Genomic DNA, 13,214 nt, shown 5'->3' with positions numbered 1-13,214 from the left:
CCCAAGAGCTGCTCCGGAGTGCGTATCCCCCAATAACGCACTCCGGAGCTTTTTTTGTGCCCTGCTCCGCCGGCCCCGACCGCCAGCGGAATTCACCCGGGCCATACCCCCTGGGGGTACTTGCGAACATACCCCTGTGGGGTATAGGTTGGCTGCATGAGCGCTACCGACGAAGCAGCCCTGCCAGCCACCGCGCCGGACCACCCACCGGCGGAGCACGGCTACACGGGGAACAAAGAGGCCTACCTGCGGCGGCTGAAACGCATCGAGGGCCAGGTCCGCGGCATTGCCCGCATGGTCGATGAGGACAAGTACTGCATCGACATCCTCACCCAGGTTTCCGCCGTCACCAAGGCCCTGCACGCGGTCAGCCTGGGCCTGGTCGAGGAGCACATCGGCCACTGCGTGGTGGGTGCCGCCTCGGAACCGGACCCCGGGGCCCGTGCCGAAGCCATCGACGCCAAGGTCAAGGAAGCAGCCGATGCCATCGGCCGGCTGCTCCGCTGAAACCCGCCACCCAACCATCGGCTACAACCGGCCAGGAACGAAGGAGAAATCCGTGAGCACCACCTCCCCTACCACCACAACCGTCAGCGTTTCCGGCATGACCTGCGGCCACTGCATCTCGGCAGTCACCGAAGAACTCGAAGCCCTCGAAGGCGTTGAAGCGGTGGACGTCGAGTTGAACGCCGGGGCCATCTCCACCGTGACCATCACCTCCAGCAAGGAACTCGTGCCCGCGGAAATCGGCGAAGCCGTGGCGGAGGCAGGCTACCTGGTGGTTGCCAGCGAGGCCTAGGAAACTCCCCCCAACCCGGAAAGCTGACATGACCCACCAGGAAGTACTGCATCCGCCCGGCACCAGGGTGGTGGAACTCGATATCGAGGGGATGACGTGCGCCTCCTGCGTCAACCGCGTGGAGAAAAAGCTCGGCAAGCTCGATGGCGTGGCCGCCACCGTGAACCTGCCGCTGGAGTCCGCCTACGTCACCGCCCCGGCGGACATCACCGATGAGCAGCTGGTGGACGCGGTCAACGCCGCAGGCTACAAGGCGAGCGTGCGGCGGCCGGCCCCGCCCAGCGACGGGGAAGCACCCCCGCTCCACCAGGCAGCCGTCCCCGCCGCGAAGCTCAAGCCGCGCCTGGTCGTCGCCGCGGTCCTGACGGTCCCGGTGTTCCTGGTATCCATGCTCCCCGCACTCCAGTTTCCCCACTGGGGATGGGCTGCCGCCGGCCTGGCGCTGCCGGTGGTGACGTGGGCCGCGTGGCCCTTCCACCGGGCCGCGGCCATCAACGCCCGGCACCTCGCGTCCACCATGGACACCCTCGTATCCCTCGGCGTCGCGGCCGCGTACCTGTTCTCCGCCTGGCGGCTGGCGTCTGATCCGGGGATGACCGGGCACCCAGGCATGGAAGGCATGGAAACGGGCGGCCTGTACTTCGAGGTGGCGGCGGTGGTGACCACCTTCCTGCTCCTGGGCAGGTACCTCGAGGCCAACGCCAAGCAGAAGGCCGGCGACGCCCTCCAGGCCCTGCTGAACCTCGGCGCAAAGGACGCCACGGTGCTGCGTTCAGGCGGTGAGGTAAGCATCTCCGCGGACCGGCTGCAGGTGGGCGACGTGCTGGTGGTCCGCCCCGGTGAAAAGATCGCCACCGACGGTGTGGTCATCGAGGGCAACTCCGCAGTGGACGCCTCCCTGGTCACCGGCGAATCGGTTCCGGTGGAGGTGGGACCGGACAGCCGGGTCACGGGCGCCACGATCAACACATCCGGACGCCTGCTGGTCAGGGCCACCCGGGTGGGAGCCGAAACCACCCTGGCCCAGATGGCGCGCCTGGTGTCCCAGGCACAGGCCGGCAAAGCACCGATCGCCCGGCTCGCGGACAGGATCAGCGCGGTCTTCGTTCCGGTGGTCCTGGCCCTTGCCGCCGTGACATTCGTCCTCTGGCTGCTCTTCCCCGGGGCGGGCACCAATGGCGGCCACCTGCTGCAGGCCTTCACCGCCGCCGTCGCCGTCCTGGTTATCGCCTGCCCCTGCGCCCTTGGCCTGGCCACCCCGGTCGGCCTGCTGACGGGGACCGGGCGCGGCGCCCAGCTGGGCATCCTCATCAAGGGCCCGCAGGTCCTGGAGGACACACGGACCGTGGACACCATCCTGCTGGACAAGACCGGGACCGTGACCACCGGGGTCCTCGCCGTGGCCGGCACCGTGGCATTCGCTGGCTTCCAGGAGCGGGACGTCCTGCGGCTGGCCGGCGGCGTCGAGGCCGCCTCCGAGCACCCGGTGGCCCGCGCCATTGCTGCGGCCGCCGGCCCGGGCAGTCCCGCGGACGACGGCGGAGCCTTGCCTTCCGTGCGGGGCTTCCGTTCGGCACCCGGCGGCGGAGTCTCGGGAACCGTGGAGGGCAGGGCGGTCCTCGCCGGGCGCATCGGCTGGCTGGAGCAGAACGGGATTGCCCCGGGACCGGGCCAGCGGGTGGCGCTGGCCGATGCGGAAGCGTCCGGCGCCACGGCCATTTGCGTCGCCGTCGATGGGAAGCCTGCCGGAATCATCAGCCTGCGGGACACCGTAAAGGACGGTTCGGCCGCCGCCGTCGGGCGCCTGAAGTCGCTGGGCCTGCGGCCCATACTGCTGACCGGAGACAACGCCGCCGTCGCCGCACAGGTGGCTGCCGCCGTCGGGATCGCCCCGGACGATGCCTACGCCGGGGTCCTGCCGGAGGGGAAAGTCGAGACGGTGCGGAGGCTGCAGGCTGCGGGCGCCACCGTGGCCATGGCCGGGGACGGCGTCAACGACGCCGCGGCCCTGGCCCAGGCGGACCTTGGCATTGCGATGGGGTCCGGGACCGATGTGGCCATCGAGGCCGCGGACCTCACCGTCATGGGCAACGACCTGGTGCAGGTGGCGCAGGCGATCGAGCTGTCCCGGCGGACACTGGCCACCATCAAGACCAACCTGTTCTGGGCCTTCTTCTACAACGCCGTGGGCATCCCGGTGGCAGCCCTGGGCCTGCTGAACCCCATGATCGCCGGCGGGGCGATGGCCGCCAGCTCGGTCCTGGTGGTTGCCAATTCGCTGCGGCTGCGCAACTTCGGCAAGCCGCGGGGCTGACCGTCAGGCCGCGCCGTACCGCACGGCGGCGCGTGCCCTGGCCTTGGCCGCTTCGGCCTCCCGGTCCTTCGGCGGCGCCTGCGTCACAAGGGCGTCCAGGAGGTGCTGGGTGATGTGGGCAATCTCGTGGACCGCCTCGTCGAACGCCTCCTGGTTGGCCTTGGACGGCTTGGTGCTGCCGCTGATCTTGCGCACATACTGCAGCGCGGCGGCATGCACTTCCTCGGAGGTGGCGTGCGGTTCAAAGTTGTGGAGGGTTCGGATATTCCGGCACATACCGCCATGCTAGGCTCTTCGAACGCCTGGAATCGACCCTTTTCCACCGCCCACCGGGCCCGCGCATGGGGAGTACGGCATGGGCAGGGGTGCCCATCGACACCCTTTTGGAGGCCGGGGTAGGTTTTAGGCAATGGATCTTCCGGATGAGCCGGGAGGCCGCGGGGGATGCCGACCTGGTTCGGATCCACTACCTAACAAGGAGAAACTGATGGCTATTTGGGGTGCAGACGTTGAGCAGCTTCGCCAGCTCGGCAGCAAGCTTCAGGCAGGTGCGTCCGAGATCGAGACGCAGAAGTCCACTCTCACCAAGGTTCTGAGCGGCACCGACTGGAAGGGCCCGGACGCGGACAAGTTCCGCCAGGAGTGGTCCGGTACCCACACCACCATGCTGACCAAGGTTGCCGAAGCACTGAAGGACGCCGGCGCGCAGGCCAAGCGCAACGCCGAGCAGCAGAGCCAGGCTTCGCAGGGCTAACGCCGTGGCGGCAGGACTGCCGCCGGAAGAGGGGCCGGGCACCGCAAGGTGTCCGGCCCCTCCCGCCTTTTAACGGTGGGGCTGCGGGCCCCCAGCCTGGGCTAAGGGACGGGTTCGACGTCGTTCGCGTGTTCCAGCGGGGACGCCACCATGGGTGCCGCCGCGGCTCCGCCCGTCCTGGCCGCAGCACCCCGCAGCTCGTCGAGACGGACCAGGATGACCCCGCCGACGATGAGCACGCCACCCAGCAGCTGGATGGGCCCGGGCAGTTCGCCGAGCAGCAGCCAGGCCCACAGCACGGCGAAGAGCACCTCCGTCAGCGATACGAAGGATGCCACCTTGGAGCCCAGGGCCCGCGCGGCCATGATGCCCGAGACGTAGGCCAGGACGGTGGCCAGGACCACCAGTCCGGCCAGGGAGACCCACCACGGGGTGGTCCACGGGCCCAGCCTGGTGTCCGCGGTGCTGAACGACATGGGGAGCAGGCCCGAGGCGGCAGCAAGCCACATGACGCCAGCACCCACCATCAGCCCGCCCGAGGCCAGGACAATGGGCGGCAGGGTGTCGTTCTCCTTTGCGGTGATGAAGAAATAGATGGCCAGGCATACGGCCGCCGCCATGCCCCAGAGAACCCCCACGAGGTCCACCGTGACGGCGCCGGTCAGGTCAAGCACCAGCACCAGGCCGGCCAGGGACAGCAGTGTCCCGCCGAAGGTCAGTACCCGGGGACGTTTCCGGCTGGCCGCCCAGAGCCACAGCACGATGATCACCGGAGCCAGGTACTCCAGGAGCAGCGCGACGCCCACGGACAGCCGGGCCACGGCGTTGAAGTAGAACAGCTGGCAGGCCGCCACGCCGATGAGCCCGAAGAGCGAGATGGTGAGCCAGTTCGTCCGCAGCTGGTGCCAACGGCCGCGGAGGGCGGAGGCGGCCGGGATGGCAAGGATCAGGGCTGCCCCCGTGAGCCTGGCGGTGACCGCCGCGCCGGGTGACCAGCCGGTTTCCAGGAGTGCCTTGGCGAAGGAGCCGGAGAGCCCGAAGACGGCGGAGGAGAACAGTGCGGTGCCGAGGCCGGACGCCAGGAGGCTGCGCTGCGCGCTGGGCACGGGAGTGGGGATGTGGTTGTTGGCGGCAGGCACCGTCGCCTCCTGTCAGGAGTAAAGTGGGGTAATGGTCATGACACTACGCCCCGGGACTGTAAGGAGTCAACATGGTTTTTGCCCCTGACACCGAGGTGGCGCTGCGCACGGTGGTCAATTTGGTCAATTCCGCGGCGAACGGCAGGGAGGCGCTGGGCTCAGTGGCGGACCTCGACGCCTTCCTGGCGGCCGAGGGTTTCAGCGGGGGCCGGACCCGCGATGCCGCCGAACTCGACAGTGTCCGGCAGTTGCGGGCAGTGCTGGCAGGGGTTTGGACGGCGGATGAGGACACTGCCGTGGAAACCGTGAACAGGGTGCTGCGGGACGCCCGCGCCCTGCCGCAGCTGATGAAGCACGATGGCTGGGACTGGCACCTGCACGCCACCACACCGGATGCCCCGCTGGCGGACCGGATGGGTACCGAGGCGGCGATGGCCCTGGCCGACGTCATCCGCAGCAAGGAGATGGACCGGCTGCGGACCTGCGAATCAGAGGACTGCGATGCGGCGGTGCTGGATCTGAGCCGGAACCGCTCCAAGCGGTACTGCGATACCGGGAACTGCGCCAACCGCGCACACGTGGCCGCCTACCGCGCCAGGCAGGCAGCTGCGGGATAGCCCGCCGTAACCCTGGCGGTGCTGCCGGCGGGAGTGGGTGCTACCGCCCGGGAGCGCCGTCCGTGCCGTCGCCGGGGGTCTCGGGGCTTCCCGCATCGCCGTGACCGTGCAGCGGCTTCCGGCTCGAGCTGAGGTTCACGCCCGACCCCTTGCCGAGGTGCTCGGCGTTTTCCTTGTAGCTCATCGACAGCATGGCAGCGATCACCAGCGTGACGATGAAGGCGATGCCGGCGGCGGTGAAGGCCAAATCAAAACGCGGGGCGCGGGCGCTTCCTCCCGAGGCGAAAATCAGGACCGCAACGAAGGCAACGACGGCCCAGAATGCGGAAAACATCAGCGGCCCCTTCACCGAGGTCCGCAGCCTGCGCGGTTTTCCTGGATGCTGGTCAGCCACGGTGGTTCCTTCCTGCAGGCGGCGTCCGGCCGGCCTGGTGTTGCGGATGAGCGGGTGGCGCACGAAAAATTTCTACAGAAAGTAGAACGCCACCCCACTTAGTTTACGGCTTGTGGGCCCCTGCCCGGGCATCATGCCGCAGCGTCAGCCCGGAAAGCACCCAGAGGACACCGGAAATGATGGCTCCCCCGCCCGCGATGCCGAGGAGGGCGTGGGCGCCGAGACCGATGAAGAAGGGGAGCAGCACTGCGGTTCCGAGCCCGACCACCCCGGACGCAATCCAGTCCCGGGCAAGTACGTGGCCTCCCCTGTGCCGCAGGCCGCAGGCCAGTTCGAGGGCACCTGCGGCGCCCAGGCCCAGCGCTGCCATCACGCCGAACAGCATATCGGTGTGCAGCAGGGCCACCACCACCCCCGCACCGGCCAGGGCGGATCCCGCGGCGGACAACATCTTTCCCGCGGCGGACTTCTGCCCCAGCCCCGTGGCAGGGATGCCCCGGAGGATCAGCAGGCCGCTGGCCAGAAGGTAGAGCCCGCCTGCCCAGCCCATGACCTCGACGGAGGGCGAGGTCCAGAAGACGGTGACGGCGCCGAAGACCAGGGCCGCGCCGGCACGGAGCAGGACCGGCTTCCAGAGATCGGTGGGGTGGGCGGTTCCGGGGGCAGCGCCCGCCGGCGTCGATGGTTGCGTCACCGGTCCAGTTTAGTGGCGGCAGCTGCCAGGTCGAACCGGCGGCCGGCGGTCACCGACGTCAGGGCGATCCCAGCACCATCCACCGGTCGGACCGCGCACGCAGGCCCAGGGTGACCGCCCGGGCGGCCATGTAACCGATCCCGAAGGCCACCCAGAGCCACCCGAGTCCGGCAGCGCCGGTTGAACCGGAAACCGCCACGGCGGCGAGCAGCGGGGCATAGAACCCGACATTGGCCAGCCCGGCCAGGGCCAGGTACCGGGCGTCGCCGGCGCCAATCAGCACTCCATCCAGGACAAAGACGTACCCGGCGACGGGCTGCCCGGCCGCCAGCACCCACAGGGCGACCGCAAGGACCCACTGCACCTGCGGATCGGGGGTAAAGAGGGCACCGGCGAAGGGGGCAGCCGCCGCGAGCAGCAGCCCGGTCACCACCCCGAAGCCGGCACCCCAGCGGACCATGGTCCTGGTCAGCAGCCGCGCCCTGGCTGCATTCGAGGCACCAAGCTCCTTCCCGATCAAGGCCTGTGCGGCGATGGCAAGGGCATCGAGGGCGAAGGCCAGGAACGAGAAGATGGTCATGGCCAGCTGGTGGGCGGCGAGGTTGACCGCGCCCTGGGCCGTCGCCACCATCACGGTGGCAAGGATGGCCGCGCGCAGGCTCAGGGTGCGCAGCATCAGCCAGGACCCTACGCGCGCCATGCTGCGGATGCCGCGCCAGTCAGGCAACAGGCTGACGCCGTGGCGCACCGCGTTCCGGCGCACCATCACCACATAGACGGCGGCCATGGCCCACTGCGCGAGGCTGGTGCCCGCGGCCGAACCGACGACGGACCAGCCCAGGCCGTAGACAAGCCAGAGGTTCAACAGGATATTGACGCCGAACCCCGCGGTGGCCACCACCAGGGGAGTCCGGGTGTCCTGCAGGCCGCGCAGCACTCCGGTGCCGGCAAAGATCAGCAGCATGGCTGCCAGCCCGGGCATGGACCACCGGAAGTAATCCACGGAGAACGCCCGCACACTGCCCTCGGCTCCGAGCAGGCCGATCAGCGGGTCCGCGGCCAGGAAGCCTGCCACGGCCAGGAACACCCCCAACAGCAGCGCCAGCCACACTCCATCGCGGCCAGCGGCCAGCGCCTTCCCCACGTGGCCTTCACCGACGGCCCTCGCTACGGCTGGAGTGGTGGAGTAGGCCAGGAAGACCATAAGTCCGACGACGGTCTGCAGCGCAGCCGAGGCCAGTCCCACGCCGGCGAGCTGGGCTACGCCCAGATGGCCCACAATGGCGGAGTCGGCCAGGAGGAAGAGGGGTTCTGCAACCAGCGCGCCGAAGGCGGGCACGGCAAGGCGGAGGATGTCCCGGGCATGCCCCCGGGTGGCGGGCGCGGCGGCAGGAGGCGAGGGTTGGGGCACGGTGCCAGCTTATCTTTGCTTCCCGGGGAGGGGCCGGCGCATGACGAAGGCCACAGCGTGATTAGTTGACACTTCAACTAACGATGCGGGAGGGTTGTCTTATGAACCAGTCACGACTCACCACCACCGCGCTCACCGCCCTTCGCGTCGTCCTTGGCTTCCTCTTCGCAGCCCACGGGTGGCAGAAATTCAACGAATGGACCATTGCAGGCACCCAGGCCTCCTTCGCCAAGATGGGGGTCCCGGCCGCCCAAGCCATGGCCCCGGCGGTCGCCGTCCTTGAACTCGCCGGCGGCGTGGCACTGATCCTGGGCATCCTGACCCGGGTGGTGGCCGCGCTCCTGGTCCTGGACATGCTGGGCGCCCTGGTCCTGGTCCATGCCTCCGCAGGCGTCTTCGCAGCAAACGGAGGGTACGAACTCGTCCTGCTCCTGGCCGCCGCCGCCTTCGCCCTGGCACTCACCGGCCCCGGCCGGCTCTCCGTTGACCGCATCCTGTTCGGCCGGACCAACTCCCGCCTGGCAGTCCTCGCCTAGCCGGGCCCAACCCGCACCCGGCGGCCGCGCACCCTGTCGAAAGCGGTGCGCGGCCGCCGTCGTACTTTAAATGCCTCTGTTGCGTGGGATGCCCGCACTGTTGCGGCCGGACCCGCCGGTAGCGCGGCGCCTCAGTATGATCGCAGCATGACTGAGACCGGGCGCCCCAACTCCGTGACCCTCCGCTTCCTGGCCGCCCCCACCGATGTGGGACACAGCGGATCCGTGGATGCCGGCACCGTGCTGGAGTGGGTGGACAAGGCCGCCTACGCCGCCGCGGTCGGATGGGCCAAGTCGTACTGCGTCACCGCCTACGTGGGCAACATCCACTTCGCCGACCCGGTGAACAGCGGCGACATGGTGGAGGTGGAAGCGACCATCGTGTACACCGGCCGGTCCTCCATGCATATCCACACTGTGGTGTCCTCGGGGGATCCCAAGGGCGGCCCCGCCACCATGCGCAGCCAGTGCATGGTGATCTTCGTGGCGGTGGGCGAGGACGGCAAACCCATCCCGGTGCCTCAGTTCGAACCCGCGACGCCTGCCGAAATAGAGCAGCGCGACCATGCCCTGGCCCGGATCAAGGTCCGCGAGCAGATCGTGGAAGCCATGAACCGGCAGGAATATACCGACGCCGGTACGGCCGAGCGCGTGACGTTGCGGTTCATGGCGGCACCCACGGACGTGAACTGGGGCGGCAAGGTCCACGGCGGGATCGTGATGAAGTGGATCGACGAGGCCGCGTATGTCTGTGCGTCCCGCTACTGCGGCCGGGACACCGTCGCCGTATTTTCCGGGGGTGTCCGCTTCTACCGGCCGCTGCTGATCGGCCACGTGGTGGAGGTGGAGGCACGGCTCGTCTATACCGGAACCAAGGGGATGCACATCGCCGTCCATGTCCGCTCCGGCGACCCGAAGGGACGCGAACTTAGCCTGACCACCTACTGCCTCACGGTGATGGTGGCCCGCGACAAGGAAGGAACCTCCGTGCCGGTCCCCGCCTGGGTCCCGGTCAGCGAGGAGGACAGGCGGCTGCACGCCCACGCCCGCGAACTCCTGCAGATCAGGGGAACGGCGCCGGGGAACCGCCTGCCGAACCACCTACTGGCGCAGGCAGCGGCCGCGGGTACCCCGGGGGAAACCGCCTAGAAGCCGCCGCCACCGCCGGCGTCGCCTGCCATATTGGCGAAGCGGGAATAGTGGCCCTGGAACGCCACGACGATGTCCTTGGTGGGGCCGTTACGGTGCTTGGCCACCAGGATGTCGGCTTCCCCGGCGCGGGGGGACTCCTTGTCGTAAACGTCCTCGCGGTGGAGCAGGATCACCATGTCGGCGTCCTGTTCGATCGAGCCGGATTCACGGAGGTCGGACACCATGGGCCGTTTGTCGGAGCGCTGCTCCGAACCGCGGTTCAGCTGGGAGAGTGCGATGACCGGCACCTGCAGCTCCTTGGCCAGCAGCTTGAGCGCACGGGAGAATTCGGAAACTTCCTGCTGGCGCGACTCCACCTTCTTGCCCGAGCTCATCAGCTGCAGGTAGTCGAGGATGACCAGCTTGAGGTCGTGCTGCTGCTTCAGGCGGCGGCACTTGGCCCTGATTTCCATCAGGGACATATTCGGGCTGTCGTCAATGAACAAAGGGGCATCGTTCATCCGGCCCATGGTGGTGGCGATCTTGGACCACTGCTCGTCCTTGATGGTTCCCTTGCGCAGGTCCTGGAGGCCGATGGTGGCTTCGGCGGAGAGCAGGCGCATGGCGATCTCGTTCCGGCCCATTTCGAGCGAAAACATCACCGTGGACAAGTTGTTCTTGATGGCGGCGGAGCGGGCAAAGTCCAGGGCAAAGGTGGACTTGCCCACGGCGGGACGGGCGGCGATAACGATCATCTGGCCGGGGTGCAGGCCGTGGGTGAGTTCGTCCAGTTCGTAGAATCCGGTGGGCACGCCCGTCATGCCTTCACCGCGGTGGCCCGAGGCTTCGATCTCGTCCACGGTGGATTCCATGACGTCCTTGAGCACCACGTAGTCCTCGGCGGTGCGGCGCTCTGCCACGGCATAGACCTCGGCCTGCGCCTGGTTGACGAGGTCCTCCACCTCACCATCGGAACCGTAGCCCAATTGGACGATCTTGGTGCCCGCATTCACCAGGCGCCGCAGGACGGCCCGCTCGGCGACGATTTCGGCGTAGTAGCCGGCGTTCGCCGCGGTGGGGACGGTCTGGATCAGTTCGTGCAGGTAGGCCGGACCGCCGATCCTGTTGATTTCGGCACGCTTGGTCAGCTCATCGGAAACCGTGACGGCATCCGCAGGCTCACCACGGCCGTAGAGGTCGATGATGGCCTCGTAAATGGTCTCGTGGGCGGGGCGGTAGAAGTCCTGCCCACGGAGGATCTCCACGACGTCGGCGATGGCATCCTTGGAGAGCATCATGCCGCCCAGCACCGACTGTTCGGCGGCAATATCCTGCGGCGGTTTCCGGCTGGCGTCTGATCCGCGGGTTGCCTCAACAGGGTCCAGATGCGCGATTGACAAAGCTGCCGTCCTCCATTTGTACCAGGATCCTGGTGGTCCCGGTGGTGTTCCATCCTGTTCCAAAGCTCCACCCGGCAACCGGGCTTCACCACCTGTCCAGGTCTACCCGCCGGCACCGACATTGGTGCCGGAACAGGTCGGACGCGCGCGGGCCGGATGGAGTTATCCCCAGTGTCCACAGCTTTTCCACAGAGGATCCGCGCCGCTGGATGCGGGGGCCCGGGCAAGGCTGCTGGACCCCTCGGCAGGCCCTGGAGAACAGGTACCCCGCTACGCTAGCCCCCCGCCGCGCAACGGCAAAGCCAGCTAGTCCACGGCCTTGTGGATAACCTGTGCAGTACGCGGCATAGCTTGTGCACAGTCTGTGGGAAAGTCTGTGGAAACAAAAATTCTTTTGCCCCTCAAACCGCCTTGACCTGCGGAAACATCACCGCCAGCATGTGGAGTAAATATTTCTGCCACGGAATTTCATCCACAGCCACCGGACAGCAGAGGCGGCCGGACCCGGGGTGGGGGCGTTCGGCAAGGGCCCCCGACCGCGACCGTGGCGCCCATCATATTCCGCAGCGGGAGCACTGTCCGGCACTCTCCGGCCCTGTATACGGAGCAGCGAATATTGCTGTGGATAACCTCGATCTGGATTAAGCTCTAGGTATGGGCGATCTACTGCTGGTGCTGCTGCCTGCGGTGGTACTGGCGGCAGCCTGCAGGACCATTCCCGGGCGCAGAACCCGGCAATCTACCCAGAGCCGGCCGCGGCCGGCAAGCGCATAGAACGGCATTGAAAATGGAATCCCTCGTGGTCCCGGTCCTGATCCTTCTCGCCGTGCTGGCGGGCGTGCTGTTGGCGTACCGCGCCGTCGCCAAACGCAGGGCGGCGCGCACTGCCGCACCTTCCGAGCCGGCACCCACGCCGCAGGAGGTGGCCCGGGCTGCAGCGGCACGGCTGTCGGAGGATGAGCACCGGCGGCTGTACGCCCTGATCGCCCAGGGGCAGGCCATGGCTGCCATCAAGCTGTACTACGATGCCACGGGGGAGGGACTGCGGGCTGCACGGGACGCCGTAGGCGCCCTGGCCGCCCATCCCCAGCCCTACCGGAGCCCCGAGGCGGTGCCGGCTCCCGACGACGACGACGATGAGCCCCAGCGCTTCCCTTACCGCTACCGGGCGATCGCCAGCAAGGGCGACGTGACCCGCGAGGTCAGCAGCAACATGCTGAACGACGAAATCTACGGCAGGATCCGCACCCTCGCCCGCAGCGGGGACACCGAGGCGGCCGCCAACGCACTGACGCGGCATTCGGACATCACGCTGAAGCAGGCGCGGGAATTCATCGCCCTGCTGGACGACTAGCGGGATCCGGCGATACCCGCGAGCAGCTGCTCGAACGGGAGGGATTCCAGGGGTGCCGGCTTTCGGCCAGGCTGGGGCCCTTCGAGAAGCCGGCCGAACTCGGCCGCCGCGCGCTCGATGCGGTCCGCCAGGGAGGCGCCGCCCTCGTCGGCAGTGCCCCAGTCCTGCGGCCCGGCGAAGACGCCGGTGGCGGCGATCCGGGTGCGCAGGTAGCTGAAGAGCGGCCGCAGGGCGTAGTCCAGGATCATCTGGTGGCGGTCCGTGCCTCCGGTGGCACCCAGCAGGACCGCCTTGCCGTCCAGCGACTTGGGATCGAGGACATCGATAAAGGATTTGAAGAGGCCGCTGTAGGAGGCGCTGAACACGGGGGTCACCGCAATGATGCCGTCAGAGGCTTCCACGGCCGCGATGACCTCCGCCAGCCGCGGCGCCGCATAGCCGGTGACAAAGTTGTTGGCGATGTCCACGGCCAGGTCTCGCAGTTCCACCACCTCCACCGCTGCCGCATAGCCTGCGGACGCCAGCCGGCGCTCGGCCGCGGCTGCAAGCTGGTCCGCCAGCAGGCGGCTCGAAGACGGGACGCCAAGTCCGGCGGACAGTACGGTGATGCGGCGGGTTTCCATGGCATTCTCCTGGTGCTCGTTCAAATCATTCTACATGCATTTGCATCT

15 protein-coding genes are annotated in these 13,214 nt (G+C 68.2%); 8 read left to right on the top strand and 7 right to left on the bottom strand.

The features are described 5' to 3' along the window. Window positions 1–156: 156 nt before the first annotated feature. The 3 genes from ACYSM9_RS04275 to ACYSM9_RS04265 are packed head-to-tail and all read left to right on the top strand — an operon-like array spanning window position 157 to window position 3,113. A complete protein-coding gene (locus ACYSM9_RS04275) occupies window positions 157–507 on the top strand; it encodes a metal-sensitive transcriptional regulator (protein ID WP_461855755.1) in 351 nt (116 codons plus the stop codon). A 52-nt stretch (window positions 508–559) separates the two neighbouring features. Beyond that, the gene (locus ACYSM9_RS04270) at window positions 560–799 is read left to right on the top strand and encodes a heavy-metal-associated domain-containing protein (protein ID WP_461855754.1); all 240 of its coding nucleotides are present in this window, start codon (window positions 560–562) and stop codon (window positions 797–799) included. Between the two features lie 28 nt (window positions 800–827). Next, window positions 828–3,113, top strand: coding sequence for a heavy metal translocating P-type ATPase (locus tag ACYSM9_RS04265; protein ID WP_461855753.1), 2,286 nt, complete (start codon window positions 828–830; stop codon window positions 3,111–3,113). Between the two features lie 3 nt (window positions 3,114–3,116). Here ACYSM9_RS04265 and ACYSM9_RS04260 read toward each other — a convergent pair whose 3' ends face one another. Next, the gene (locus ACYSM9_RS04260) at window positions 3,117–3,389 is read right to left on the bottom strand and encodes a DUF2277 domain-containing protein (protein WP_461855752.1); all 273 of its coding nucleotides are present in this window, start codon (window positions 3,387–3,389) and stop codon (window positions 3,117–3,119) included. A 211-nt stretch (window positions 3,390–3,600) separates the two neighbouring features. Here ACYSM9_RS04260 and ACYSM9_RS04255 point away from each other — a divergent pair, with 211 nt between their 5' ends. Continuing rightward, window positions 3,601–3,867 (top strand): WXG100 family type VII secretion target, encoded by a 267-nt coding sequence (locus tag ACYSM9_RS04255; RefSeq protein ID WP_221384379.1) that lies wholly within the window; start codon window positions 3,601–3,603, stop codon window positions 3,865–3,867. A gap of 101 nt (window positions 3,868–3,968) precedes the next feature. Here ACYSM9_RS04255 and ACYSM9_RS04250 read toward each other — a convergent pair whose 3' ends face one another. Beyond that, window positions 3,969–5,006 (bottom strand): EamA family transporter, encoded by a 1,038-nt coding sequence (locus tag ACYSM9_RS04250; protein ID WP_461855751.1) that lies wholly within the window; start codon window positions 5,004–5,006, stop codon window positions 3,969–3,971. Between the two features lie 71 nt (window positions 5,007–5,077). Between ACYSM9_RS04250 and ACYSM9_RS04245 the strand changes: the two genes are divergently transcribed. Beyond that, entirely contained in the window at window positions 5,078–5,623 is a 546-nt protein-coding gene (locus tag ACYSM9_RS04245) for a CGNR zinc finger domain-containing protein (RefSeq protein WP_461855750.1), read from the top strand. Between the two features lie 40 nt (window positions 5,624–5,663). Here ACYSM9_RS04245 and ACYSM9_RS04240 read toward each other — a convergent pair whose 3' ends face one another. The 3 genes from ACYSM9_RS04240 to ACYSM9_RS04230 all read right to left on the bottom strand — a co-directional run bounded on the left by ACYSM9_RS04240 (window position 5,664) and on the right by ACYSM9_RS04230 (window position 8,122). Next, on the bottom strand, window positions 5,664–6,017 hold the full coding sequence (locus tag ACYSM9_RS04240) for a hypothetical protein (RefSeq protein WP_461855859.1): 354 nt from the start codon (window positions 6,015–6,017) through the stop codon (window positions 5,664–5,666). 103 nt (window positions 6,018–6,120) lie between these two features. Continuing rightward, window positions 6,121–6,711 carry a hypothetical protein gene (locus tag ACYSM9_RS04235; protein ID WP_461855749.1) on the bottom strand — a complete coding sequence of 197 codons (591 nt, stop codon included), beginning with the start codon at window positions 6,709–6,711 and terminating at the stop codon, window positions 6,121–6,123. Between the two features lie 58 nt (window positions 6,712–6,769). Then, the gene (locus ACYSM9_RS04230) at window positions 6,770–8,122 is read right to left on the bottom strand and encodes an MATE family efflux transporter (protein WP_461855748.1); all 1,353 of its coding nucleotides are present in this window, start codon (window positions 8,120–8,122) and stop codon (window positions 6,770–6,772) included. Between the two features lie 101 nt (window positions 8,123–8,223). On the opposite strand from ACYSM9_RS04230, the gene ACYSM9_RS04225 reads away from it, so the two are divergent. Continuing rightward, window positions 8,224–8,658, top strand: a complete 435-nt coding sequence (locus ACYSM9_RS04225; protein ID WP_461855747.1) for a DoxX family protein — start codon at window positions 8,224–8,226, stop codon at window positions 8,656–8,658. Window positions 8,659–8,805: 147 nt separating this feature from the next. Next, window positions 8,806–9,807, top strand: coding sequence for an acyl-CoA thioesterase (locus tag ACYSM9_RS04220; RefSeq protein WP_461855746.1), 1,002 nt, complete (start codon window positions 8,806–8,808; stop codon window positions 9,805–9,807). On the opposite strand, the gene dnaB is transcribed toward ACYSM9_RS04220, so the two are convergent. Further along, the gene (gene dnaB / locus ACYSM9_RS04215) at window positions 9,804–11,189 is read right to left on the bottom strand and encodes a replicative DNA helicase (protein WP_221384386.1); all 1,386 of its coding nucleotides are present in this window, start codon (window positions 11,187–11,189) and stop codon (window positions 9,804–9,806) included. The genes ACYSM9_RS04220 and dnaB overlap by 4 nt on opposite strands. Before the next feature lie 787 nt (window positions 11,190–11,976). Here dnaB and ACYSM9_RS04210 point away from each other — a divergent pair. After that, window positions 11,977–12,543, top strand: coding sequence for a hypothetical protein (locus tag ACYSM9_RS04210; RefSeq protein WP_461855858.1), 567 nt, complete (start codon window positions 11,977–11,979; stop codon window positions 12,541–12,543). On the opposite strand, the gene ACYSM9_RS04205 is transcribed toward ACYSM9_RS04210, so the two are convergent. Then, window positions 12,540–13,166 carry a CE1759 family FMN reductase gene (locus ACYSM9_RS04205; RefSeq protein WP_461855745.1) on the bottom strand — a complete coding sequence of 209 codons (627 nt, stop codon included), beginning with the start codon at window positions 13,164–13,166 and terminating at the stop codon, window positions 12,540–12,542. The two genes, ACYSM9_RS04210 and ACYSM9_RS04205, sit on opposite strands and share 4 nt — an antisense overlap. Between the last annotated feature and the right edge of the window lie 48 nt (window positions 13,167–13,214).

Source organism: Arthrobacter sp. C152, assembly GCF_054890965.1.
This window is presented reverse-complemented; position numbering and strand designations above follow the sequence as displayed.

Bases quoted from the DNA above. Each gene is read 5' to 3' on its own strand.
- ACYSM9_RS04275 (WP_461855755.1), top strand. From the start codon at position 157: ATGAGCGCTACCGACGAAGCAGCCCTGCCAGCCACCGCGCCGGACCAC.
- ACYSM9_RS04265 (WP_461855753.1), top strand. From the start codon at position 828: ATGACCCACCAGGAAGTACTGCATCCGCCCGGCACCAGGGTGGTGGAA.
- ACYSM9_RS04260 (WP_461855752.1), bottom strand. From the start codon at position 3,389: ATGTGCCGGAATATCCGAACCCTCCACAACTTTGAACCGCACGCCACC.
- ACYSM9_RS04255 (WP_221384379.1), top strand. From the start codon at position 3,601: ATGGCTATTTGGGGTGCAGACGTTGAGCAGCTTCGCCAGCTCGGCAGC.
- ACYSM9_RS04245 (WP_461855750.1), top strand. From the start codon at position 5,078: ATGGTTTTTGCCCCTGACACCGAGGTGGCGCTGCGCACGGTGGTCAAT.
- ACYSM9_RS04225 (WP_461855747.1), top strand. From the start codon at position 8,224: ATGAACCAGTCACGACTCACCACCACCGCGCTCACCGCCCTTCGCGTC.
- ACYSM9_RS04220 (WP_461855746.1), top strand. From the start codon at position 8,806: ATGACTGAGACCGGGCGCCCCAACTCCGTGACCCTCCGCTTCCTGGCC.
- ACYSM9_RS04210 (WP_461855858.1), top strand. From the start codon at position 11,977: ATGGAATCCCTCGTGGTCCCGGTCCTGATCCTTCTCGCCGTGCTGGCG.
- ACYSM9_RS04205 (WP_461855745.1), bottom strand. From the start codon at position 13,166: ATGGAAACCCGCCGCATCACCGTACTGTCCGCCGGACTTGGCGTCCCG.